The 25,242-nt window shown below is 48.5% G+C and carries 23 protein-coding genes; 10 read left to right on the top strand and 13 right to left on the bottom strand.

Going from position 1 to position 25,242, the window contains the following annotated elements:
- Positions 1–98 precede the first annotated feature (98 nt).
- Positions 99–389 (top strand): hypothetical protein, encoded by a 291-nt coding sequence (locus tag MKZ13_RS05695; protein ID WP_221819011.1) that lies wholly within the window; start codon positions 99–101, stop codon positions 387–389.
- Between the two features lie 64 nt (positions 390–453).
- Here the strand turns inward: MKZ13_RS05695 and MKZ13_RS05690 are convergent, their stop codons facing one another.
- Positions 454–2,124: a PucR family transcriptional regulator ligand-binding domain-containing protein gene (locus MKZ13_RS05690; RefSeq protein ID WP_339182520.1), complete on the bottom strand. Its 1,671-nt coding sequence runs from the start codon at positions 2,122–2,124 to the stop codon at positions 454–456.
- Between the two features lie 189 nt (positions 2,125–2,313).
- Here MKZ13_RS05690 and ald point away from each other — a divergent pair, with 189 nt between their 5' ends.
- A complete protein-coding gene (ald, locus tag MKZ13_RS05685) occupies positions 2,314–3,447 on the top strand; it encodes an alanine dehydrogenase (protein ID WP_339182518.1) in 1,134 nt (377 codons plus the stop codon).
- On the opposite strand, the gene MKZ13_RS05680 is transcribed toward ald, so the two are convergent.
- Together MKZ13_RS05680 and MKZ13_RS05675 are read right to left on the bottom strand one after the other, a co-directional pair.
- Positions 3,414–3,617, bottom strand: a complete 204-nt coding sequence (locus tag MKZ13_RS05680; protein ID WP_339182516.1) for a hypothetical protein — start codon at positions 3,615–3,617, stop codon at positions 3,414–3,416. The genes ald and MKZ13_RS05680 overlap by 34 nt on opposite strands.
- Positions 3,614–4,531 carry a PD-(D/E)XK nuclease family protein gene (locus tag MKZ13_RS05675; RefSeq protein WP_339182514.1) on the bottom strand — a complete coding sequence of 306 codons (918 nt, stop codon included), beginning with the start codon at positions 4,529–4,531 and terminating at the stop codon, positions 3,614–3,616. Before MKZ13_RS05675 ends, MKZ13_RS05680 begins: the two co-directional genes overlap by 4 nt.
- A 413-nt stretch (positions 4,532–4,944) precedes the next feature.
- On the opposite strand from MKZ13_RS05675, the gene MKZ13_RS05670 reads away from it, so the two are divergent.
- Positions 4,945–5,628, top strand: a complete 684-nt coding sequence (locus MKZ13_RS05670; RefSeq protein WP_339182512.1) for a serine/threonine protein kinase — start codon at positions 4,945–4,947, stop codon at positions 5,626–5,628.
- Positions 5,629–5,914: 286 nt separating this feature from the next.
- On the opposite strand, the gene MKZ13_RS05665 is transcribed toward MKZ13_RS05670, so the two are convergent.
- Complete coding sequence (locus MKZ13_RS05665) at positions 5,915–6,811, bottom strand: AraC family transcriptional regulator (RefSeq protein WP_339182510.1); 897 nt, start codon at positions 6,809–6,811, stop codon at positions 5,915–5,917.
- 129 nt (positions 6,812–6,940) lie between these two features.
- Here MKZ13_RS05665 and MKZ13_RS05660 point away from each other — a divergent pair, with 129 nt between their 5' ends.
- Positions 6,941–7,828 carry a sugar phosphate isomerase/epimerase gene (locus tag MKZ13_RS05660; RefSeq protein ID WP_221819006.1) on the top strand — a complete coding sequence of 296 codons (888 nt, stop codon included), beginning with the start codon at positions 6,941–6,943 and terminating at the stop codon, positions 7,826–7,828.
- A 48-nt stretch (positions 7,829–7,876) separates the two neighbouring features.
- Positions 7,877–8,932 (top strand): Gfo/Idh/MocA family oxidoreductase, encoded by a 1,056-nt coding sequence (locus MKZ13_RS05655; RefSeq protein ID WP_339182507.1) that lies wholly within the window; start codon positions 7,877–7,879, stop codon positions 8,930–8,932.
- A gap of 301 nt (positions 8,933–9,233) precedes the next feature.
- Here MKZ13_RS05655 and MKZ13_RS05650 read toward each other — a convergent pair whose 3' ends face one another.
- The gene (locus tag MKZ13_RS05650) at positions 9,234–10,553 is read right to left on the bottom strand and encodes a glycoside hydrolase family 125 protein (protein WP_221819004.1); all 1,320 of its coding nucleotides are present in this window, start codon (positions 10,551–10,553) and stop codon (positions 9,234–9,236) included.
- A gap of 114 nt (positions 10,554–10,667) precedes the next feature.
- On the opposite strand from MKZ13_RS05650, the gene MKZ13_RS05645 reads away from it, so the two are divergent.
- Complete coding sequence (locus MKZ13_RS05645) at positions 10,668–11,726, top strand: LacI family DNA-binding transcriptional regulator (protein ID WP_221819003.1); 1,059 nt, start codon at positions 10,668–10,670, stop codon at positions 11,724–11,726.
- Positions 11,727–11,961: 235 nt separating this feature from the next.
- Here MKZ13_RS05645 and MKZ13_RS05640 read toward each other — a convergent pair whose 3' ends face one another.
- From MKZ13_RS05640 to MKZ13_RS05630, 3 genes are all read right to left on the bottom strand, one after another.
- The gene (locus MKZ13_RS05640; protein WP_221819002.1) at positions 11,962–13,581 is read right to left on the bottom strand and encodes a hypothetical protein; all 1,620 of its coding nucleotides are present in this window, start codon (positions 13,579–13,581) and stop codon (positions 11,962–11,964) included.
- Positions 13,559–14,134: a sigma-70 family RNA polymerase sigma factor gene (locus MKZ13_RS05635; RefSeq protein ID WP_237176702.1), complete on the bottom strand. Its 576-nt coding sequence runs from the start codon at positions 14,132–14,134 to the stop codon at positions 13,559–13,561. Before MKZ13_RS05635 ends, MKZ13_RS05640 begins: the two co-directional genes overlap by 23 nt.
- A gap of 258 nt (positions 14,135–14,392) precedes the next feature.
- The gene (locus tag MKZ13_RS05630; RefSeq protein ID WP_339182503.1) at positions 14,393–14,908 is read right to left on the bottom strand and encodes a mismatch-specific DNA-glycosylase; all 516 of its coding nucleotides are present in this window, start codon (positions 14,906–14,908) and stop codon (positions 14,393–14,395) included.
- A 121-nt stretch (positions 14,909–15,029) separates the two neighbouring features.
- Between MKZ13_RS05630 and MKZ13_RS05625 the strand changes: the two genes are divergently transcribed.
- A complete protein-coding gene (locus tag MKZ13_RS05625; RefSeq protein WP_017690279.1) occupies positions 15,030–15,950 on the top strand; it encodes an AEC family transporter in 921 nt (306 codons plus the stop codon).
- Between the two features lie 61 nt (positions 15,951–16,011).
- Here the strand turns inward: MKZ13_RS05625 and MKZ13_RS05620 are convergent, their stop codons facing one another.
- Positions 16,012–16,263 carry a hypothetical protein gene (locus tag MKZ13_RS05620; protein ID WP_036606446.1) on the bottom strand — a complete coding sequence of 84 codons (252 nt, stop codon included), beginning with the start codon at positions 16,261–16,263 and terminating at the stop codon, positions 16,012–16,014.
- A gap of 276 nt (positions 16,264–16,539) precedes the next feature.
- Here MKZ13_RS05620 and MKZ13_RS05615 point away from each other — a divergent pair, with 276 nt between their 5' ends.
- Positions 16,540–16,932, top strand: coding sequence for a RidA family protein (locus MKZ13_RS05615; protein WP_221819000.1), 393 nt, complete (start codon positions 16,540–16,542; stop codon positions 16,930–16,932).
- 135 nt (positions 16,933–17,067) lie between these two features.
- Here MKZ13_RS05615 and MKZ13_RS05610 read toward each other — a convergent pair whose 3' ends face one another.
- From MKZ13_RS05610 to MKZ13_RS05600, 3 genes are all read right to left on the bottom strand, one after another.
- Positions 17,068–19,677, bottom strand: coding sequence for a polynucleotide kinase-phosphatase (locus MKZ13_RS05610; RefSeq protein ID WP_339185347.1), 2,610 nt, complete (start codon positions 19,675–19,677; stop codon positions 17,068–17,070).
- Positions 19,678–19,742: 65 nt separating this feature from the next.
- Entirely contained in the window at positions 19,743–21,227 is a 1,485-nt protein-coding gene (locus tag MKZ13_RS05605) for a 3' terminal RNA ribose 2'-O-methyltransferase Hen1 (protein ID WP_221818999.1), read from the bottom strand.
- Positions 21,228–21,286: 59 nt separating this feature from the next.
- Positions 21,287–22,087, bottom strand: a complete 801-nt coding sequence (locus MKZ13_RS05600; RefSeq protein ID WP_221818998.1) for a nucleotidyltransferase domain-containing protein — start codon at positions 22,085–22,087, stop codon at positions 21,287–21,289.
- A gap of 262 nt (positions 22,088–22,349) precedes the next feature.
- On the opposite strand from MKZ13_RS05600, the gene MKZ13_RS05595 reads away from it, so the two are divergent.
- Positions 22,350–23,705 carry a WYL domain-containing protein gene (locus MKZ13_RS05595; RefSeq protein WP_339182498.1) on the top strand — a complete coding sequence of 452 codons (1,356 nt, stop codon included), beginning with the start codon at positions 22,350–22,352 and terminating at the stop codon, positions 23,703–23,705.
- Entirely contained in the window at positions 23,671–24,537 is an 867-nt protein-coding gene (locus MKZ13_RS05590) for a WYL domain-containing protein (protein WP_339182496.1), read from the top strand. Before MKZ13_RS05595 ends, MKZ13_RS05590 begins: the two co-directional genes overlap by 35 nt.
- A 141-nt stretch (positions 24,538–24,678) precedes the next feature.
- Here MKZ13_RS05590 and MKZ13_RS05585 read toward each other — a convergent pair whose 3' ends face one another.
- Complete coding sequence (locus tag MKZ13_RS05585; RefSeq protein ID WP_339182494.1) at positions 24,679–25,179, bottom strand: hypothetical protein; 501 nt, start codon at positions 25,177–25,179, stop codon at positions 24,679–24,681.
- Positions 25,180–25,242 lie beyond the last annotated feature (63 nt).

Here is a 25,242-nt window from a genome sequence, read left to right as displayed (position 1 = left end):
TGCAATCAACATGTTACATGAGCATTTACTGATCTCGAATTCATGCTTCCCTTTCATACCCTACTACCAGCCCGATATTCCAGGAAAGGCGGATTTGTGTGAGAATAAACCTCGATATCTGTAATCTGAGCGGACAACTCGGAATCAATCCCAAACGACTTAATGAATGGCTGCACCAAAGTGGCATTTCAATGGAGGACAACGACGCAGAACCGGAAGGACGCCCTGACCGGTCATCCCCTCCGTATCGGCTGGCTGCACCTTCTTCCTTATCACTGGCACCTTCCTCCGGTCAAACGAAGCTATATCGGGGCCGACGCTCCACTCCTACCCTGCAACACCTTCCCGCCTCGTTACAACGGACTCGGCGGATCAGTAAAAACTGCTAGACTGTGCACGAGGTAGTGCAAGCTCAATGCACAGTCTGTCTGTCTTACATCTCATATCACCCCATCAAGAGGATTGCCACTGCCCATTCTCGATCATCGCGTGCGCGAGCAGCGCCATCTCCAGACAGATTCTTCTCCCTTGATCCATGTAACCTGGACCCATCAGTTCTTCCAGCTTCTCCAGTCTGTTGTACAACGTTTGCCGATGAATAAATAACTGGGCAGCTGCATCCCGTTTGGAACCAAAGTTCTGCAGGTAAGCATCCAACGTCTCTACCAATCGCAGGTGATGCGTTTGGTCATGTTCAATCAACATACCCAGGTGATCCTGGACAAAGGGTTGCAGGAAGGAGTGGGGTAACGCTTTTAACATTTGATATATACCCATACGTTCGTAAAAGTGAACATGTTCCATCAGATCTACCGATCTTGAAACTTCGATCACCTGATAGGCCTCCTGAAGGCTCTCCGGCAGGCTGGTCAAACGGTTGCGTAACTTGCCAAATCCCACATGAATCATAACCTGTTTCAAGTTACGACTGGCAAACCGTTTCACGTCCTGGGCAATCCCCTCCAGCAATCGCAGCAGTTGATGACGTGCAGCAGCCGTTACCGCTTCCTTCGCACAGCACAGGTATACCTGGTTGTTCTTCAGCATAATCAGGCTAGGCAGATTGTTCTTCTTGAGCAGGGAACGCAGCAGGACAAGAACATCCTGATGATTGGCTTCCATTCTCTCCCGGCCTGTTCCCTTCAATCGATGCTCAATCTCGATGACCCCTCCTGCAAACCAGTACTGTCCCTTCACCAGCAAACGAAGCCCCATTCTAGTCTGAGCCTGTTCCTCCTGATGGATATTGCCATTCATCAGATCCTGGATCAGTTCATTCTGATTGCGAACCATCTTCTCCTCAAGAAACTGGGAACGAAGCGTGAGCGCTGCCGCCGCCTTCGCTGTATAGTCGAGCAACAGCTTGAGATATTCGACTGGAGCTGCGGGATGCACAATCATGCCTACAGCCGAAAATACCTGGCCAAAACAGACGACCGGATGACACAGCAGAGCCTTCTCTTCGTCAATGTGGAACCATAATTCGGTATCTGAATCATTCAAATCCAGATGTTCTACCTCATGCTCATACCAGGTATAGATGGCCTGTTCCATCTCCGGAACAAGTTCGGGCACAAAACTGCCCGGCTCCATGGACGAAATGTAAACCACCGGTTTGGTAGCATACTCATGCAGCAGGTTCAGCACAGCAGACATATCCGTACTCTGTAATGTTCGTTGCTGAAGCTGACGGGAGTATGCTTCCAGACTTTTCAGCAACTGGTGTTGATGATTAATGAGCAGAGAGTGAATATCCTGTGTAATCTCGACAAAACGGACCGGTTGTTCAAATACGATCAGCGGAAACTGGTGTCTGTTCGCCAGTTCAATCAGTTCTTCCGGGATTCCGTATATGCTGGTACCAAACTCCACACATAGCCCCGCTGCCTCACTGCCAATGAGCTGAAGCAGATACTCTTCGCGTCCTTCTTCCGATTGAAGCCACAGTCCAGTGGATAAAATAAGATCATGAGGGCTTACGAATGGAGATACATTTGTAATCTCCAATACATGAACCCAACCAACCTGACGGTTCACTCCATCCTTCCCTGCCGCTAGTCGTGCTCGGCCAAATACTGGACGTGCAAGGATATCTTTGATCGTAAACACACGGTCATTTCGCAATATCGATCCCTCTTTGTGTTATTTTTTCTTACATTATAATCTATGGACAAATGTCCTGAACAGTCTTTTTCGACAATATGTTGAGTTCGATTCCTAAAAATTAGACATGAAGTAAGGTGCAAAACGAATATTCAAGTCATAAACTTGTAGTATAATCTAACAACCAATAAATGGACGAGGTGCATGGTGATGAGAATCGGAATTCCCAAAGAAATCAAGAACAATGAGAATCGTGTAGCAATGACTCCGGCCGGGGCTGCTGATTTCATCAGAGCCGGTCACCAGGTACTGATTGAACAAGGCGCGGGGATCGGTAGTGGATTCACGGATCATGAATATCAAGCTGCGGGCGCCGAGATTCGGATTGATGCCAAGTCAGTCTGGACCGAAGCCGATATGATCATCAAGGTGAAAGAACCACTTGCCAGTGAATATGGATATTTTCGTCCGGGCCTGATTCTGTTCACATACCTGCACCTCGCAGCGGAACCGGATCTTGCCAAAGCCCTTATTAAAAGTCGGGTAACGGCTATTGCCTATGAGACGTTGGAGGTTAACAATACCCTCCCCCTGCTAACTCCTATGAGTGAAGTTGCAGGCCGCATGGCCTCCCAGATCGGAGCACAACTACTGGAGAAAACGGAAGGTGGAAAAGGCATTCTGTTGTCCGGTGTACCAGGCGTCAGTCGGGGGAAAGTGGTCATTATTGGTGGCGGTACAGTCGGAACAAATGCAGCCAAAATTGCTATTGGTCTTGGCGCCGATGTGACCATCCTTGATCTGAATCTGAATCGTCTGCGCCAGTTGGATGATATCTTCGGCAATCAGATCCACACGCTGGTATCCAGCCCATCCAACATCGCAACAGCTGTTGCGGCGGCAGATCTGTTGATCTGTGCGGTGCTGATTCCGGGCGCCAAGGCACCAACGCTTGTCAGCGAGCAAGTGGTTAAGACGATGGCACCGGGTTCGGTCATTGTGGATGTGGCGATTGATCAGGGCGGGATCGTTGAGACCATTGATCATATCACAACCCACGATGAACCGACCTATGTGAAACATGGCGTCGTGCATTACGCGGTGGCGAACATGCCAGGCGCCGTGCCGCGGACGTCCACGGTGGCGCTGACCAACGCCACCATGCCTTATGCGCTGCAGCTGGCGAACCACGGTGCAGCCGCCGCGATTCGCGGCAGTTCGTCCATTCGCAGCGCGGTTAACGTGCTGAATGGACACATCACGTATGAGGCGGTCGCCCGGGATCTCGGGCATGCCTATGTTCCTGCGGGTCAGGCGCTGGAGAATACCGCCGCTGTCCAGTGATCTTGATATGATCGTTCCATCCGGCGCCTTGTCGCCAGGCCTGTGGAACGCAATAGAAGCGCAAGTCGGGCAGATGATGTTCCCGGCTTGCGCTTCTTGATTTTTTTCACATAGGATAGCTTGTTGGTTGGTATAAGGCCTTTAGGTTGCTCCGGTTTTTGGCGCTTCAAACTGCTCGCTCACTGCACACTTCGCGGAAGTTGCAATCCCGGCAGGACCGGTGCGAAGGCATCGCTGTGAAGTAGGTGACGTCCTTGGGACGGTTATAATACTCATCCTCCACGCAGGATCGCATCTCCTCAATGTAACGACCCACGTTCTCCTCCACCTTCCGGATATCCTCTTCTGTCGCTGTAAACTCTCGGTGCTTTCCGGTTAATAAGTACTCCACTCGCAGCTCAATCTGCTCCAAGGGAACCCGGTAGTGTTCTCTCACATAGGATGCGTATAGCATTAGCTGATCCGAGAAGTCATCTTCCTTGCCCGTCTTCCAGTCCACAATGACGATATTACCGTTACTGCGCCGATACAATAAGTCCATCTTCACATACACGCGCGTATCGTGCAGCATCATGGTATCCCATTTCTCGATCTCCAAAATGTCCGTACTTGCCCGGGACAAGTCCTCCCACGTAAGCGTCTGGTACAGGTTACTGACACAGGCCGAAGCCCGTTCCTTAATCGTGGCAATCCGGTCATTCAACGTATCATCCCCGTAATAGATCTCGGACAGCATCGTGCGATTCTTGGGGTTCAGCCGCCACTGATCCGCGTCCATGGATTCCACATACGCCTGATTCAGCAGCTTGCGTACCGTCTGTTCCAGGAAGTGTTCACGCGGTTTATCTTTGCCCTCTTCCCTGCTGCGTACCGCCGACTCACACATCCGATGCGCGAGGTCCCCGAAGACAAGATACAGATTGCTGAGCTGCTTCAGACGGTACAGACGAACCTGCATCTCATCAGCAGAGTCTGTCTTCCATCCGTTATGGGCACCGTAATAATGATAATAATATTTGCGCAGGCACTCATCGAACATACTCGCCCGCGACTGCGAATAAGACCACTGCGGGTATTGTGCCATAAGTAATCTGCCTTTCTGTATGCCGGATCTGCATGAGATCCCTTAATGCTCACAGTATAAAGCCCGGGCAACCTTGTCGCAAGCGCGCTTCCGTTATTTTCTTCTGACGCAACCGTTTCCGATTCGATCCGTATCGTTTATATAGTAACATCACCAAAAGATGAAATTGCGGAGCAGAACGCTTAATATACTCTATAGAGGACAGCGAATCCGGAACCGGGAGCTAGTACGGGTCCAGCCCGGGGCCAGTGTGGGCCCGGCGCTAACGAATCTCACACACCTTATCATGTGGATCACGTGGTTTTACGGAAACTAACAAACCCCAGACACGCTAATTAGTCTTATTTCGATTGTAGAACGTGTTTATTTTATAAAAAAATTGTACAGGCATATCCTAAAAGGAGGCACTACCCATGAATCGACCGGATTGGTTCCAGGCGGAAGAAGCATTACAACAGATCCAAGTCATCGGAAGCGACCGGAATGAGCTCGTGAAGATCATCGGCGATGTAGAAGGATTGAATTGCATTGGCACAGGTACGGATGCGGCTGTATTTACGTATGACGGCTTGCCGCAGTATGCCTTCAAGATGTACTCGGATCATGCCTTGGACAAACTCGAAAATGAAAAACAGGTATACGAGCAGCTCAAAGGCCTGACATACTTCCCTACCTATTATGGCAGCGGCCGGAATGTACTCGTGATCAGTTTTGAACCTGGGGATACCTTGCTGGAATGTTTGGAAAAAGGAATCCCCGTCCCCGAGCAGGTCATGCTCGATGTGGACGCAGCGCGAGAAGCCGTTCGCAGCCGCGGGTTGAACCCTCGCGACATTCATCTGAAAAATGTAATTCTTCATAACGGACGCGGGAAAGTGATTGACGTATCCGAGTATATTCAGGACGGCAATGACAATCGCTGGGAGCATCTGGTTTGGGCTTATCACAACATCTATCCACGGATCAAAGGAACGCCCATATCCCCACGCATGCTGCAAACGATCAAATGGGGATACAATCAACTCGATCATGCCAATGTCAAAATAGACGATCTCTCCAAGAAAGCCAATCGTCTGTTCTCCAGGTTTATGAAATAAGCATGTTGTACACATAGATGATTGTCTTGATATTATTGAATCAAAACCACCCGGATAATAGCCTTGTAGAGGCCTTTATCCAGGTTATTCTTTGTATATGTGTGTATGCGTATGATTATGGTTACGGTAATCACTGCTGTGTGCTCTGCTTCTGCTTCTGCTTCTGCTTCTGCTTCTGCTTCTGCTTCTGTTTCTGTTTCTGCTCACAATTGCGACTGCGAGTTACATATTGCCACAACCTTCGTTATGGACATTTTATTCGAGACTACTGGTAAACTGGTCGTGCTCAACCTTCTTTTCTTCCACGTCCCTGCGAGGGAGTCATGCCCTTGTATTGTTTATATAACTTGGTAAAATAGTTGGCGTTGTCGCAGCCAACTCTGGCGGCGATCTCCGTAATGGTCAGACTACTGCCTTGCAGCAGCTGCTCTGCCTCACTCATCCTGCACCCGTTCACGTATTCCACAAAAGTACGTCCGGTCAGCTTTTTAAACATTTTGCAGAAGTGATACGCATTCAATCCCACATGACTTGCCGCTTCCGTAACAGACATCTTACCTGTGGGGTCCGCTTCAATCTGTGCAATCAACTGTTTGAAACGTTCGCGGTTTGGAAAATACGATCCGACCGTTTTATCCGGTAGCTGCTGCGGCATAAAGGTACGCGCAAGCAGGGTGAACAAGGCATGCAGCTTGGATTTCACCACGAGCTGATAAGCCGGGGGCTGTAACGCCATTTCCTCCACAGCTTCATTCAGCAAAGAATAATAGCCTGTGCAGGCTGTGTTTTCTTCTGTCGGTTTGACCGGAAACCTCACTCTTCCTTCCAAATACGGCGCGACATATTGCTCATGCACAGGATCATGAGTGAAATCATGGAACAGTGCACGGTTCACTACAACGGAATCATAATGCACATCCCCCTCATCCAGAGCATATCCGACATGCAGTGTACCTCCAGGAATGATGATGACCTCACCTGCTCGAACCACATAAGGTTTGCTATCAATATGAAACAGCGCACTGCCCTTGCGCATAACAATCAGTTCAAAGTGTTCATGCCAATGCAAATACAGAATACATTCTTCAGCTTTCATATCTGAACACCGATTTTGGAACAACTGAAATGGATGTGATTTATGATCAATTCGGGTATTTTCGTGAAGCGCTTTCAGATCCAGCACGACTTCTTCCCCCTCTTCACAAGATCCGACTATTATTACACAAGATTGTTTAGAGCCATCCCGTTAATCCACGGCTATAATGAGTGTGTCACGAAGTACTATAAGCCAATATTGGAGTGAAATACAACCATGAATAAATCATTACGCATCGGTACCCTTGTAGGCGGGCAGGACGCCGTCCGCGTTATCCCGCAGATCATGCAACACGGCTTCGAATCATTTAACCTGACCTTCTGGCAAACGACTGGTGATCTGGACCTGGCAGAGACAGCCAAACGTGTCCGTGAAATTGTGGACGAACAAGGCATTGTCATCTCCTCGGTGAGTGTATTTGGTAACCCGCTAACGGGAGCCGGAGACAACGCCGATACACTGGCAAGCTGGGAGCGGGTGATTGATCACGCACAGCTCTTCGGTGCAGATATCGTCTCCGGGTTCACCGGACGTCTGACCGATCAACCCATTAACGAGTCCATCCCCCGGTTCAAGGAAGTATTTGGTGAACTGGCACGCCGGGCAGCAGACAGGGGTGTACGCATTGCTTTTGAAAACTGTGATATGGGTGGAACCTGGCAGACAGGCGACTGGAACATTGCCCATAATCCGACGGCCTGGGAGATGATGTTTGATGCTGTTCCGGATGAAAATGTAGGCCTGGAGTGGGAGCCTTGCCATCAAATGTCCAGCCTGATTGATCCTATTCCACAGCTACGCAAATGGGCTCATAAAGTCTTCCACGTACATGGCAAAGATGCCACGATTGCCTGGGATATTGTCAAGGAATACGGCGTGCATGGCCCACGGGAATTTGTCTGGCACCGCACACCCGGCTTCGGGGATAACAACTGGGCAGACATTATCACCATTCTGCGTCAGAACGGTTATCAGGGCACGATTGATATTGAAGGCTGGCATGATCCCGTCTACAAAGACGAACTCGAAATGACCGGACAGGTGCATGCTTTGCGATATTTGAAACAATGCCGCGGCGGCGATTTTGTGCCAAATCCAGTATAGGAAACCATGCGAGCTGTATAACACAATCCATGCGAAGGAGATGAGAACATGACTCATCCTTATCGGGTAATTATCGCTGGCTGCGGTGCCATGGCAAACACGTGGGCGGACTATGCCTTGCAAAGGTCAGATACAGAAATCGCGGGACTGGTCGATCTGTATGAACAGACAGCCCTTGCTTTTGCTACAAGACATGGCCTCACCTGCCCCACGTTCACCGATATCCGTGAAGCCATTCAAGCGACTGGTGCAAATATCGTATTTGATGTCACGATTCCGGCGAGTCATTACGGCATTGCCATGACGGCGCTGAAGGAAGGATGTCATGTATTTGGCGAGAAACCACTGGCAGAGTCCTTCTCCGATTGCACAGATATTGTGCAAACCGCTCGCAGCACAGGACACATTCAAGCCGTCATGCAGAATCGCCGTTTTGATCCGCGTATCCGCGCCTACCAGCACCTCATTTCCGGCGGAGCTATAGGGCAGGTAGGTTACGCAGGGGCTGACTTTTTCCTCGGGCCACACTTCGGCGGATTCCGGGATCTGATGGATAGTCCGCTGCTGCTCGATATGGCGATACATACGTTTGATCAGGCACGATATATTCTCGGAGCCAACCCGGTATCGGTATACTGCCATGAGTTCAATCCTCCAGGTTCCTGGTATCAGGGCAATGCGATGGCGTTATGTATATTTGAGATGTCCGACGGGTCCGTATTCAACTATCGCGGATCCTGGTGCGCAGAAGGTGTACCCACATCATGGGAAGCAAGCTGGCGCGTAATCGGTGAAAAAGGAACCGCCATCTGGGATGGTCATGATGACATCTATGCTGAGGTGCTTACTGCGCAAAGCCTGGATGCTGACGGCAAACCATCCTTTTTCCAGCCAAGTGAGCGGATTGAAGCGGAACTGCCTGTCATGGACAAAACAGGTCATCACGGCTGTCTCGAAGACATGTTCGCCGCACTGGAATCCGGCCGACTGCCTGAGACCGATTGCAGCGATAACCAGTTTAGCATGGCCATGGTCCTCGCTTCCTTGGAAAGCGCACGCACAGGCCAGAAAGTCTTCATCGCCGATCTACTGAAAAACACATAGCGAAGCGCCTGTGTTTTTCATATTAAACAAAGCCCAACTGCAAAGTTCAGCAGTTTGGGCTTTCTTGTTTTTACCTACTCCCCTTGCCTATACAAGGTACAAAAAAGTTTCTGACAAAACACGAAGTAGTGTAGGGGACGAAATCGATTCTGAAGAAACGAAGTGTTCGCCTTTATCACCGGATTTCGACTTTACAGAAGTCGATCAGGAAATCCGGGGATAACAGCGATCGAAAGAACGATTCGTAACCGGAACGGCCACTTTGCAGGCAGTGAGCAATTATTTTTTTGAACTACATCTTTTATAGAATTCCTTTTTTCATTGCCTTGTACACTAACTGCGAGAACAGACTGTTGGACCAAGCAAACCATGGTCTAGTGAACGTGTTTGGATCATCGGCGTGGAAGCCCTCATGCATATATCCAGTACCCGCATCCGTGTTCTCCAGCAATTCAATCATCGCTAGCATCTCCTCGTCATTGTCTGCGGTCAGACCCTGCATGGATAGTGCCATATGCCAGATGTATCCCGGAGGGGTGTGAGGGCTACCTATACCTTTGGCTACCTTCCCTTCATAGTAGAACGGATTTTCCTTACTTAAAATGAATCGACGTGTGTTCTGATACACCCTGTCTTCAATCGAAGCATATTCGATATACGGAATGGACATCAGCCCAGGCGTGCCCGCATCATCCATCAGACAAAAGTTACCGTAACCGTCCGTCTCATAGGCATAAATCTGCCCATACTCTGGATGACGGTAAGTACCGTACAGGGCAATACCATGTCGTATTTCTTCTTCCAAACGAGCCATCCGGCTTACCAGTTGTTCATCCCTGAACACCCACTTCGCGATCTCCCCCATCTGGCGCAAGGTTACCGCAGCGAACATGTTCGCCGGAATATTATAATGAAAATCACAGGCATCATCACTCGGACGAAATCCGGACCAGATCATGCCCGTGTAATTCACAGGCATACCCAATCCTTCATTACGCAGCGTATCATGGGCTGGACAATTACGGCGCATGAACCGGTAAGGTGAACGCTCTGAGTGATGCTGTTCTGTCTCCCACAGGTGTACGATATTCTCCATCACTTTCTTGAAGCGCTCATCGAATATATCTGTAAGTTCAGTCTCCCGCCAATATGTATAAGCCAGCTTCATAGAGAAACAGAGGGAATCCAGTTCAAACTTCCGTTCCCACACCCAAGGTGACATCTCCGTCTCATCATTGGCATCCCAATGCCATCCATTCGCCGTTTCATTGAATGCATTAGCATAGATGTCCATATCAGCATAGAACGTATGCCGTTTGATTAGGCCTCCGATAATACGCTGCAACTTCTCGTCACCCTTGGCAAGCGGAACATAATGCATGACCTGCTCTACGGAATCCCTTAACCACATCGCGGGAATATCCCCTGTAATCACAAAGGTTGTTCCATCATCCAGCAGCTTCGTGGTCGTTTCCAGTGTATTCGGAAAACAATTGCGAAACTGAGCAAGCAATCTCGGTCGATGTTGCAAACGCTCGTCCGCCTCAGTAAGAATATCCTGCACAGCTTGTGGCAATTCCAGTTGTGGCATAGGGATTTTCGGTAATCTGAACTGTTCCATGGATGTCGTCTCCTTACAACTCTATTGTTATTTTTGTTATGATAATTTATAATAACATTATTATTTGTAAGTGTACTGTGTCAGAAGATGATCGTCAAATGAAGGAGTAATGATATGTCACGCAAAGTATCCATTCAGACGCTGGCTGACCAGCTCGGATTATCCAAATATGCCGTCTCCCGCGCACTCAGTGGCAAGACGGGTGTCAGTGAAGCAACACGCGCACGAGTTCTGGAACTCGCTCGTGCTTTAGGATATCGCCAAAGTACTCCAGGTGCTAACAATATTCCTGCTGCAAACCATGCAGATTCGTCCGATCCACCGTTCGCTCTCATATGCATGAATCAGCTCAACCGCGGTGAACCCCACTACTGGCAACGTGTTCTGTCAGGCATGATCTCCGCCTGTAATGAGCGCGGTTGGCATCATGCGATTGTATCTCCCTCACTCGGAGTGATGGACGAGAACACCTCTCCCGAAAAAGCCATTGCTCCTCATTTGGACTGGGAACGATGTGCTGGGATTATTGTCATGGGGGCTTTTCCTCATACAGTTCTGCAACGGCTCTCTCAGACGGGTCGGCCTATTATTCTGGTAGATCATCAGGAACCCCTGCTGAATTGTGATACGATCAGCCATGATAATCTGGAAGCTGGCATCACCGTCGCGAGGTATCTAATATCTATGAATTGCCGAAGGATCGGCCTCATCACAGATGATGGTCGTGCTGCGAGCTTCGCCCAGCGGAAGATCGGGATTGAGTTGGCTTTGAACCATTTCCATGTGGATACCAGTCATACGACCAGCTTCAGAGAATGGAACATTCCGTACGAGAACGGCGAATGGGTTAACCAACTGGCTACCACCATTCAAAACATGCCAGAGGACGAACGCCCTGATGCCTGGATTGGTGTTAATGATGATATTGCTTTGCAATGGATGCACAAATTACAGGAGATCGGCATCTCTACTCCTAAAGATTGCCTTGTCATCGGTATCGACAATGTACACTCTGCGGTTACGTCCTCCCCGCCCCTGACCACAGTTAATCTGTGTAAAGAGGAACTTGGACAGCGCGCGGTCGAGGCTTTGCAACGCCGAATCGAACGCCCGGGGACACCAAAAGAAACCGTCATGTTATCGACCACGTTGATTCCAAGGGAATCGGCATAATTCGGAAAGGGTAACTGCACTTTTCTGAAGATGGATTCGTTATGTACTTGCTGTCTCCGTGAATCTGGTACATACAAAAGAGGCCCCGCATACCATTATGCAGGGCCTTTTCGTATATTAGGCTTATATCCTTATATTCCTGTACATTTACACTTAAATCTACTGATCCCTCCACCCATCCTTATACATCCATTCGAAGCTTCATTTACTTTATGTCTGAGAATTGTACTACTGGTTATTTCAGCCAAGGCAGGCTATCGTACGACGGAAGATCCACTTCCCAATTCACATCACGGACCTCTCGGTTAACTGCGGTTCGTTTCAAAGTGAATTTCGTTCCATTCTCTTTTTTAAAACCATGGATAATCAACCTGAGATCATCTACGATGTATTCTTCGTTTTTATTAGGCTGATTCGTAGTTCCCATCACTTCAACGGGATACTCCTTTCCTTCATGATCTATAGCCACCCATTGATCTCCATTAATATCATTTTGGAAAGTCCCTGATCCCTCCAAAACAAGAGAAGAGGTCCCTTCAAAGTTTCTTTCAGGCAGCTTTAATGATTGCTGCACTGGCCAATAATTGTATTTGGAAAATAAAACTTCATCTCCAAATTGTTCAAACTGTAGTACGTAGGTGTAGAATTCAGCATCCTTACGCATCTTTTCCAAATCCACTTCCAGGGACTTCTCCTCCCACACCGGGATGGTGTAGCCATCGAGGACAAAGCGAATTTTCTTCGCATCCACCGTAACATAAGCAGGGTCCCATGTCTCAGACAACTTCAACTGACCACCGTTCTGGTTCAGTTCGCTCAAATCTCGAAGACGGAACTTGGCTTCACGTGTATCCGGTCTGTTCCCATTGAATATTCGATACTCATTTTTTTCAGGGATTTCGATATGATACATAATGTCCATATCATCTGCCCAATCCTCATCAACTTTGGCACGAAGTTCATTATCCAGACTTACATTCAGGTCAAGCCGGGTTCCGTTTGGCGTACGTACAAGCTGGGTCATATCGAACTTGAGCCCTTCTGGCGTCGTATATGTGTTATCCATAGAATTTTCAACAGCCAATGATTTAGCTTTGGTCATATCGATATTGAATTGGAAGCTCCAATCCACCGTAACTTCTCTATCTTCGTAGGATTTCTTCTCGTAATCATAATAGCTGCCCACATTTAAATTACGCAGTTCACCCCGCACGACCACTTGATCCGGAATTTCATCATGGAACTGGAATAACAATCGTTCAGTTACGGAACCCTTAGTTCTGGTATCTCTTGCAAGAGTGGCAACCTGTCGCCCCTCTTCATCCGTAACATGAATTCTCCCCATCGCAGACAGTGACCGTGATAACCCTAATCCATCAGGTGTTGTTTGTTGCATGGTCATTACCATATGAGATCGGTCTACAAGCACGTCTTCAATTTTAAGCGTGTAGCCCTGGTCATTGATATTGATATCCGGATTAACCACAAGTCCAAGAGGTTTAAGACGTTTATAATCATCCGCAAAATAGGAATATTTCAATGCTTCCGGCACAGGCATATTCGGTAGCGGAGGGCGATCCACAGCGCTCACTGAGGGGGAGGGTGGCTCTGTTGTACGGTCAAAAGCAAACCAGGCTCCTCCGGCAAGAATCACAACTGCCGCTGCGGCGATTCCAGTCCGACGCATCCAATGCGTTCTCATGGATTTTTTCTCGAATGGATGCTGATCTTCTCCACTTTCCATAGACACGCCATCCAACTTCTGCATGACCTTAAGCGTAAAATCTGCGTCCGGCTCCTCACGGTACAAATGCTCTTCCCACAACCGATCTTCATCCTTTGAAATAGGCTTCATACGTAGCTAAACCTCCTTTGCGTTCCATTAGCTTCCTCAGCGTTTTTTTCCCGCGATAAAGGGCATTGCGCACTTTGGTTGAACTCATACCTGTAATGTCTGCAATCTCTTCATAGCTCAACTCGTTTGTGTACTTCAGTAATAACACCAGGCGATACGATTCAGGTAACTGTTCGAGCTGTCGATATATTTCACGCTGCATCTCTTTATGCAGCACACGCTTTTCAGGTGTTTCATTACTGACGGGTTCGATCCCTTGATCGACCGGAGACATGACGGGTTTCTTTTCCCGTATAAAATCCCTCATCCGATTCACCGCAATGGTGTACACCCACGACGAGAAACTTCTTCCCTCCCGCCGCGACGGGAGATGACGATAGATACGAATGAACGTATCCTGAGCGAGATCCTGTGCATCCGGATGACTCGCGCCCATTCCGCGCATGATGCCGTAGACTTTATTTTTATATCGATCCACTAGCACGGAGAACAACTGCTTATCCCCTGCAACAATGCGCTGAATAAGCTCCTCCTCCGGTATCTGTTGAGTCATGTAATCCCCCTTCTCTACAGCTTCCATGCATGGTTCTGTACTATATAGACGGAAGCCGTTCCCGAAACCTCTCACTTTATCCAAAAAAAAGAATTCGCCCTCATCGGCGGAGCCGACTGGGTGAACTCTGCGTACCAACATATTGTGATCGCCGCTGCACATTCTCTACAGGTTTCGTGGTGAATTTTATGGCACCCGAATCACACATTCCGTGGTAACCTCTTCCTGCTATCTTACCTTTCCTGTCTTATTTGCCTCTTAATCTTCCCTGTTCTTCTCCGCAACAAAATCAGCAAGCTGGGAATAGATCGCCACAATTTCATCCATCGACATGCGCACGAGTCCACTGGACGACGGAGCGACGAACTCCTGAATCTCCTTGACGACCGGGTCGTCCTGGAATCCCCATTCCACTTTGGCGCGCTTGCTGTACTGGGTGTATACACCTTTTCCGACAAAACAAGCGATGTCCGGTCGGTATTTCTCCAACTTTTGCCGTAAAATCTGTCGTCCTTCGGCATACTCTTCCTTCGTAATATCCTCCATACCTCTGGTGGGCCGGGCCACTATATTCGTGAATCCATACCCCAGCTTCAGCAACTCTCCATCCTCCTGTGCATCATATAAACGCGGGGTTAATCCCGATCGTTCAAGGATGGGCCAGAACCGGTTTCCTTTGTAAGCATAATGATGACCTGTCTCTCCAGACGTAATGCTCGGATTGAAGCCAATAAACAATATCGATAAACCAACATCCAGATGATCTGGAATCATGATGGGAAGCCCCCTTATCTTTTTTAACTAATTACATCTTTCGTGTGTGTATAAAATGATATAATAAGCAAAGTATTTTCGAAATCGGATTGAAATTTTCATGAAAAAGGAAGCTGAACTAATGATTGCAGACATCATGCTTGAAGTCGTCCTGCCCGTCTTTCTCTTGATCGCCGTCGGGTCCTGGATGCAAAAGGTGTTCAAGCTGGACTTGTACACACTCGCCAAAATCAATTTCTATTGTATTACCCCCGCAGCCGTCTTTATGAGCATGTACCACTCAGATATGTCGGGCGAACTGCTTGGGACCGTGACACTCTTTTACGCGATATATGTATTGATTCTCTATATTGTAGGTTCTGTATTTGCGCGCTCGCTTCGGATGAATAAAGGCATGAAGGCTGCCTTCAACAACAGTATCATGCTGGACAATGCAGGGAATTATGGTCTACCCATCAACGCACTGGTATTCCGCGGCGATCCACTCGCCTCATCCATTCAGGCGCTGGTCATGTCTTTACAAGCATTACTGACATTCACCTATGGCGTGTTGTCCATTCAGGGCGCGAAGCTCAAAGGTAATTACCGTGCGGTGATTATTGGATTTCTTAAAATGCCCGTTCCGTATGCACTCTTGCTGGGGATTCTGTTACACATGTGGAAGGTTCCCTTGCCTACGTTCCTGTCCATGCCGTTGACTTATGCGCAGCAAAGTATGGTTGCTGTGGCACTGTTGACACTCGGAGCACAGATTGTAAAATATCCAATTCAACTGTACCGTCTTGATGTGTATATTAGCACATTTTTGCGCCTTCTGATTGGCCCAGCCATCGGCATTTCAATTGTGCTTCTGCTTGGGTTGGAAGGTATCGCTGCACAGGCACTCATTATCGCTTCCGGTATGCCAACGGGTGTCAACGCATCCATTCTCGCGGAAGAATACGATAATGAACCCGATTTTGCAGCCCAGACGGTGCTAATCTCAACGTTGCTTAACATCATCACGATAACAGCACTGATTTCTTATGCCAAAACGTTCTGAAATGAAAAATAAGTCCATGACCCATGAGCAGGGTTGTGGACTTATTTTTGCGGTGCTGAAACTATGTTTCAAACGTCGTTCGTTCCGGGAACTTGCCGCCTTCCCTGAATAAACATCGTACCAGTCGCTGCGCAGCTCGGTTAAAGAAAAAACTCGGACTTACCCCATCCACCTGGACAGGTTCCAGTTCCTTCACACTTTCCTTGATCTTATTCATCTCAATGAGCCCCATCTTTCGCTCATTCGGTCCGAATCGATAAATAACCTTCTCATCGTCCTCCGTCTGTTTCACCAACAGAATCACGGATGCCATACAGGTTACCCCCTATCGTTACGTTATGAGATTCCATTAATTACTTGCCTACTATCATTATTACCCAGATTCTAGTGGAAGGATATAGGACTTAAGTTAGTTATACCTAAATTAAATATCCTGATATAAAGATTCTCTGGAATGAGTCGTTAGGCTCACAAACACCGTGTTTACACTATCCTAATGGATAGTCACTGTCATGAAAGTGCGTACTGCCCAAGTCGTTTTTCTCCGTTTATACTAACCTTATCTTGAATTCCCAAAGGAGAGAAATATATGTCTACAGCTCAAATATATAGCCACGGTGTCCCGTGGGAAGAGGCATTCAGTGTGGCTCAGGGATACAGTGTTAACGGTACGATCTACATTGCAGGACAATTTTCACATGATATGCAGGGGACGTTTATTGGTGTCGATGATATTGAAGCACAGGTTCGCCAGACACTCGATAACTTGGATCGTGTGCTCGCCGCATTCGATGTAACCAAGTCGAACATTGCTGAACTGGAGATTTTCTTAGTTCATCCGCAGGAGCATCTTGAGCCATGTGTTGCTGTGTACAAAGAGTATATTGGTACGCATCGTCCGGCTGTTACGATGGTTGGCACATCGGGTCTGGCCTTCCCTCATCAACTGATTGAGATTCGCGCCGTTGCTCATACCAACTGATTCGGAAAAACCCTAACGCTCCAGCACTAAGAAAAACGACCTGATGAGGTATTCGCTTTAACGAAGTTCATACACACAAAAAAAGCAGGGTCGGATAAACTCCGAACCTGCTTCATCATTTATTCTTTTCACACTTTACAAACGCGGGTCTACTCGCTCTGACTCCAGTGATAGCGTTGCCAGCACACATTCATGAATTCGCTCCACTGGCTCTCTGCGTATAAAGCGCTCAATCCCCTCCATGCCCAAAGCACTCTCCATTAAGGCGTGGCGTTCTTTTTTGGATGTTTTACGTTTACGAAGTCGGGACAGATTCTCGGGTGCCAGGTAATCCATACCATAGATGATGTGCAAATATGCACGTCCTCGTACTTTAATCGCAGGCTGGATGATTTTATTTCCGTTCCAGGCGCGGAACGTTTCAGGTTTGATCACAATCCCCTCATGTCCTTCCGCCGTAATCTCATCCCACCAACGAGTGACATCCGCTTCATCTGCCTCACTTGCGATCACACGATATTCCGTCTCCATCATCATGGTCGATATCCGGGCGAACTCACGGTTCTGCTCCATATGCCATTCATGCGTTTGCTCCCAAAATGCTCCCGTGCTATGTGCAAGTGTATGGAACGGCGCAATCCGAATGTCCCCGATATCATCCACATCCCAGCAGTATTTCTGGAATACATCGCGGAACGTCTCGGCATTAGCGAGTTTACCTGCTGTCTCCTGCAACCACTCCTCTACGTTACAACCTGCTGCTTGAGCTTCGCGCAGTTTGTCCATCACCGTAGAGCGATCCATCATGGAGGCTTCAGCCACATGTGCATATTGCGAAGCAATCAGCTCACGTGCCTTTAGATTCCAAGGTACAATCTCCGCATCGAGCAATACAAACTCCGTCTGATGATGATCAAAATAACCATCTGCAGTCAAGTCCGCATGTAATCTGGAAAGCACATCCTGCTCTATCGAAGGGGCAAAAAAGGATCGGCCCGTCCGGGTCACAATGTTCCCCAGCATCGGTCGGCCTACTCGCTGCACCGCAGCTTGCTCATCGCGGAAAAGAAGTAAAATGGCCCGGCTGCCCATGTGTTTCTTCTCGGCAACCATACGGGTAACACCCTGTGAACGATAATATTGGAACGCATCCTGTGGATGCTCCAGATATCCCTCTACAGAACAGACACCCGGCGGCGGACTCATCGTAGGCGGGATGTAGAGCAGTTCTTCCAGCGGCACAGTATAATGGGAAAATGTATCAATCGCCGTCTTCGCCACCTCACCGTGCACAGACACATCAAGTTTGGATGCTGTCTGAACCGTGAAACCCTCCTTGAACTTACGTATGTTGGGCGGAGCAAAACGCCGCTGTTCCCAGCGCTTTAATGGACTATCCGGATCTCCAGCATAATCCTGCTTCGCCTGAACACTGACTGCCTCACGTTCTGGCATTCGCCAAGCAGTGAGCATGCCACCAAAAACGACACCTTGATCAATGTTGACCGTATCATTCACAATCGTAGGATATGGACGGGGATCATGTCCCCAGACGATGCATTCACCCGAATTGTGATCCACGTACCAATCCTTGCGCACAGGCCGCCCCTGCTCATCCGTACCCTCCACATCGCCATATCGGCAGTAATCCTGAATGCGTTTGGACTGTTTTCCGATAAAATGATCTCGAATCCCCGCGTGTGCTACAACCACCTGTCTTACCCCGTTGCGGGAAAAGACCAGATGAGATGGTGCATCAAGCAGAAATGCCCTAAGCTCTGCACGTACTCGCTTTGCTGTCTCTTGGCCTTGCTCCCGCTCAAACTGTAGCAATTCCATCTCCACCCGTTCGTCACCATGACTCAACGTAACGTCACGACCATCCAGATAACGCGCGATCTTCCAGCCGTGATTACTGTCAATCATGTAGGCGAGCTCGGCGGCACAATGACGTTGCCAGAACAACAGACATTTTAAAGATTCTGGCCCACGGCTCGTTACGTCACCAACGGAGACCAATTTGCGTCCTTCAGGGTGACGGTACAGGCCACTCCCATCCTCGTCCACATACCCGAGACGCACGATTAATTCCATCATTTCATCGTAACAGCCATGAATATCTCCGATGATATCAATACCTGTACCCATGTCGGTCACCAGTGGATTGGATGTGCGGACAAACGTAATCTCATCCGGCTGCTTCAGCACATAACTGGCATCGAAGCCATCCTCACGGATCGAGCGCAATGTGCGCTTGAACTGCTGCACCTGTTGTTTCACCCGTTGACGTCCACGCGGATACTCCCGCTGGGCATCACGTTCCAGCAGCTCTTTTTCAGGGATATCCAGCACCACAGCAATCACAGGCACATGAGCCTTTCTTGCCACCTGAATCAGGCGCTCGCGATCCTCGGGATACAGATGTGTCGCATCCACCCAGGTCAGCTTGTTCAGACGGCAGCGGGTTGCCAGCATCGCCTCCATCGCCTCAAATGCTTTGGCCGATACTTGCTGATACTCCGCATAGATCACATCCGCTTCACTGCGGGGACGGTGTTTCCAATCCACATACTCATCATCTCCAACCAGCATGCGGAATTGATCTGACGAGACGGCTTCTGTGCGGCGAATGACACTTTCTGCAATGAGACGATCCAACATCGTACTTTTGCCACTGTTGGACGGGCCAACAAGAACGACGATACCTGCATAGGGCAGACGGATCTCCCGCTGTCTTTCCTTCATCTCATTTTTCCGATCCTGCTGTCCTCTGCCCACACTAGCTGTTTCGCTAGAACCCTTTTCTTTACTCATGATTGACTCTCCTTTCTCCGCTCAAAAATGACCAGTTGGGTAGGTTGTCCATAGCCTTCTGCATGCTCACCGATGCCCTTAATTTCATAGGCATAGTTCCCCTGTTGCGTCCATTCCTCACACCGGGAAACCAGTTCCGCACGGGTCCACTCGAAGCGATGATCATGGTGACGGAAGCTTTCCTGCTCCATTGCATACACTTCGTTATATTCCTTGTTTGGTGTAGTGACCAACAGCACATCTGGCTGATATTCGTTCATGATTGTATCCATAATTCCGTTCAGACGATATTCCTCAATATGCTCAATCACTTCGCACAGAATCATAACGTCCTGGTTTTGCATCTGCTCGTCAAAATAAAACAATGAACCGATGATCGGCTCCGGCATAGCCACCACTCCAGAACGACCCTCGAGCTTCGCGAAGCGCTCCATGGCCCGAAGTCGTGACTGGCCCGAAGGTTCAACGGCCAGAATCGACTCCACACCGGGAATGTACGCCAATCGGGCAGATAGCTTGCCTTCCCCTGCTCCCATATCTACAATGCTCCGTTTCACTGGTAACGCTGCAACCACATCTGTGATTGCACGATAACGCAACTCGTTTAACCTCACAGGAGGTTCTGATTGGCTGCCATCGCTAACAGACTCGGACCCACGCTGCTCTTGTTCTCCGTCTTCTCGATGTTCCACGTTAACCTCCTGAATAACCGCCTCCGAGATGTGGCCTATTCCTCTCTCCTGTCCAAAAGACGCAGACAAGGCACCCTCTTGTCGCTCATACTGTCGGATCAGTTCGGCAAAACGCAACGTACGCTTCACAATGAGTTCTTTCAGTGGGTGAGCATCCAGCCACCCTTCACCATATCGTTTGATTTTATCGATCTCATCTTCACTGATGAAATAATGTTTGTAATTATCCAGCACTGGAATCAGCAGAAAGAGCTGACGCAGCGCATGTTGTACCGTGTTACGACCACGCAGGATGATATGGCGAACCGTGCTTCTATTTTTCAGATCAAATGAATACGAAAGCTCTCCTCGTTCCACCGAAACGGAGTATCCTAATGGCGAGAATAATTCCTCCACAACCTTATCGGGCAGATCGGAAGCCACTGGGCCAAATTTCAGTTCCAGTTCAAAGGCATGATTCACCCACTGCACATAGTCTTCCTTCGGCTTACCATTCAAGGCCGTCCCGAGCGCCGCACGTATGTAGGAGCAGAACAGACTGCTGGTCACGAACTCACGATCGTTAATATATTGCGTTATGTCATATCCATCAGGTGTACCTCTGACCAGATCCACAGGATCAGGCTCGGCATGAATCAGTACTTCTGTTTCGTTCTCTGTAGCCGCAGTGTACACCATTCTTACACGCACACCTTTGTCTACGCGGTCATATATATTCAGCGGATTCTTCGCTAACAAATGGGATACAACCCCCACGTCAGCGCCGCTTGCTTTCAAGATCAGATGCATCAATTCTCCTCCTTCGGATCAATTCCATTCTCTTTCACGATTTCCGTTGTCATCAAGCCCTAATTAGTTCCCCATACCTCTTGCAATGCAAATCGAAAAATCCGGTCCAATTCTTCAAATTCAATAATTTGCTCATTATCCATCTTGCCGGCCATTCGTTCAAAATGCTCGATCTTCTCCGCCAAAAAAGCTTGTATTGCGGGCAACTGCGGCTCCAGATCCAGTTCCTCGCCCGCCTTTTTCCGGCGCAGCAATTCATGAATCTCCGTATATAGCGGTGTAGTCGCAGGTACAAGTTCTTGCACCAGCTCTTCAAATGCCATCGGTGGCATTGCATCATAACGTTCAATCCAGCCACAAGCGAGCAATGGACGAAGCACGTAGAAATACTTTTTGATCTTCACCTGCTCACCTTGTAAATAATCCCGGAAGTTCCCCTTTGCCATATTCAGATAATGATACATGCAGGACTTGGGCGAGAAGGTCAAAGGTGACAGTGCACGGATATGCTGTGCCACGTTATACTGTTCATCATACTGAATCGGGGATTGCAGCCACTCCAGTAACGGTGGATTGGATTTGCGAAACAGCTTCAAGGCCTTGCGCAGATCCCAACCATTGATGTCGAGCTGATCACTGATCGGGCGTTCGATCACATCCCTTTTATCCTCAATCGACAAGTACCATTCCAGTGGTCTTACATACAGAAAACGCACATCATAATCACTATCCTGGGAAGGAAATCCCCAAGCCCGACTGCCGGATTCACAGGCATAGATAATCCGAACTTGCTCCTCCTGTTCAATCTGCTTCAGCTGTTGTCTAATCGTATCTCTCATTTCTTCATGAACATGAGTCATGTCAGTCGCCTCCTTTTAAAAAATTACAATATGGATCATGGATTCCTATTCCCTTCTCGCATTGTTCACCAGATCGATTAAACGTGTTGCCCTTCCTCGCTCATAACCTCATTATGACCCAAGCATGATCATACGAACATGGCAGAAGTATGGCGACGAATCACTTCCATAACTCATTAAATTATCGTTTACCTTCATAAGTTTAAAATGAAACCTGCCGCTCATCCTGCTACAATGAAGGGATAACAAGGAGTGAATGTTCATGGCAAGAGAGAGTTTTGACAAAGAAATTCAGTTCTTACGCATGTTATCCCTAACAAGCGGTGCATATAACCGCAAACAATATGCCGAGCGGCTTGGCATATCCGTACATACCTTTGATAAAACCAATCGCAGATTAAAAGAAATCATGCAGACCGTCGCCGACCAACGCTCAAGTGCCGAAGCAGGCCGGGAAATGGCAGATCTCGTTCGCTTCCAATACGGGGAGTCGGCAGAGCCTATGTTGCTCTTCCTCTTCCGCGCCAAGTCGATGAAAGAGACTGAAGTTCAGCGGCTTTCTGTCCTTTTGCATACCTTACAACATAAAACCCTGACCGCAATGGAACTGCTGGACGCCTGCTGTGCTGATCTGCCGGAAGATCTGGCACTACCTGACGAGAAAACCATTCGTTCCGATCTGAAGTATCTGGAAGAGGTTGGGGTTATCCGAAAAGAGCCAGGTGGCAGACCATATCGATATGCCTTGCAACAGGATGTCCTTACCGAATTAACAGTGGAGGAACAGCTGGAGTTGTATGATTTTGTGGATATGATGGCGAATACCCAGGTTCCGTCCGTACAGGGATATTTATTGCGCGATAGTTTGAAAAAAGCCATTACGGCAAGTTTTCCGCAAGAAGAAGCTACCGAACCCTATATCTATAAGTATCACTATTATTCTCGTATCCTGGATGAAGCTCATCTCTATACGTTGCTTAGTGCGATTCGTCAGCGCAAACGTGTGCAGTTCCTATACTATTCACCAAAAAAACCATCCAGCAACAGTTCACAGAATACGAATCCACGCTTTGAACGGGAAGCAGATGGTCGATCCAACCGGATCGTGCCCCTTGAAGTGATTTATGACCATCAGTATGGTCGTTGGTATGTAATTGGATATCAGGGCCGCCGCGGCTTTGTGAAATTCCGCATGGAAGGCATAACCCAACTGGAGGAACAGGATTCAGTAGAAGAGCAATACATGCTCGAGTTGAAGCAGCAGTGGACCGACATTAGTCGCTACAGTTGGCTCGTCGATACGGGGAATACCGTGACGGTTCAAGCACGCTTTTTCCACCCGGAGCGTGGTCAGCGCAATTTCATTCTGGATCGGGTTCGTCTGCAAGGTCAATGGGGCAAGATTATACCCGAAACGGATCATACCTTTCTCTACGAAATCCAGGTCAACGGTACCACCGAGATCAAACCGTGGTTACGGAGTTTTGGCTCAAGCTGCGAAATAATTGCACCTCAGAGACTACGCCAAGAGATGATCAAGGAATGGAAGGAGATTGCGGAATATTATGAACCTGTTCGAGAAGATGTTCAATTACCAGATGATGACACGACTGAATGAAACCGGACTGTTCACCTGGACTTCACAGGAACGAGCCTGGCTTCGCATGATGCTGAATCACCCTGCTGCAAGAGAAGCGTTGAGCCCTGTAACGTTGGATAAAATGCACAACATGTTGAATGGTGAGCAGGACCTGAACCTTCAGGATTACCTGACCGAAAAAGCCAAAAGCGAAGAAAATAGTGTCTCTCACCCACTACTTCGACAGTTACGGCTAATCATTCTGCATCATCAGGGATTTCGGCTGATCGGTCGCGTCCGCAATGGACGCACAAGCCAAGATGAATTCGGCTTCCCGTATAAACTGGAATATTCCATGGTCAAAAAAGAATGGTACGTGCTGTGGTATGCTCCTCGCTTCGACAAACTCATGTCCACCAAACTGCACAGCATCGTTACCGTGGAAGCCCAACCGGTTGAACCGGATACCGCTTCGGGTTACACTGCCCGAATTGCTGCGATAACGGAGAAGCGTAAAACGACCATCACCATCGAGGTACTGCCCCAGTTCAATCAGGAACTGTCCCGAATCCTCTATGCCTTCTCCTGCTTTGAGAAACAGGTCGAGTACCTCGAAGCCAAGCAGACATATCGGATCGAGCTGACCGTTCCGCGCAATGAGATGGATTACGTCTTATCCAAAATGCGGTTTCTCGGCAAACGGGTTCGAATCGCTGACCACACAGTGCTGCGGGAGCGGATGTCCGAAACAGCTGCGAAGGCATTAGCCCGTTATGCGCAAGCTGAACCTGATCAGCATTCTGAACGCACACGAGGCGTCATACCGCACCAGCATGATGAAGAACCTCTCGCGAATGCCGATGTCCATTGATTTTATGAGAGTGGGTTAAATGTCTATTTGTCAAATGCAGCAATTTCATCTACGCAAATAAGGTCTGGATGATATTATCCAGACCTTATTCCTCTATTCCTGTAGAACTACCTAACTGCCTGTGAACCCCATTATTCTGCACTACGTTCCGCCACTGCTGGCAGCCGAGTTCCGTCTTTTATTAATCGCGTGCACGCCCATGACCACTGCAATTAATTCATACGTGTCCAGTTGTTCCGACTGGTTATCTAATACAAATGCCCCTGAACTAAACCAGCCGCTGGTGCGACGGAAACTGGCCACGATGCGGCCACCACTGCCGCTTATATCATATTCCTGCGAAAATGCTGGAGCAGACACATCATATGTACCGCGTGATCCTGCGTCATATTCATACTTTTTGCTAAAGAAACTGAACCTGGCCCGAAGCACACCCAGATGTCTCCCATCTGCTGCAGTGATATCCCAACGATTCGTTAACATGCGAAATTTGCCGCTGCAGACCAATCCCGAGTTATCTGATACATCGAGTGAAGAACCAAAGAGACTTTTCAAATCCAGATGCCCAGCCTGTTCCTGATTTGGATTCATAATCTCGGTGTAACCTGCGTTAAAAAAGTTATCCCTGAAGTATAGTTCCATAACGCTTTCTCCTTTCCCTTACATATCCTTTTGTTCTCTATAACTTAATCTCGCATCGAGCAC

Origin of the sequence: Paenibacillus sp. FSL R5-0701, assembly GCF_037973995.1 — a bacterium.
GTDB lineage: Bacteria > Bacillota > Bacilli > Paenibacillales > Paenibacillaceae > Paenibacillus.
This window is presented reverse-complemented; position numbering and strand designations above follow the sequence as displayed.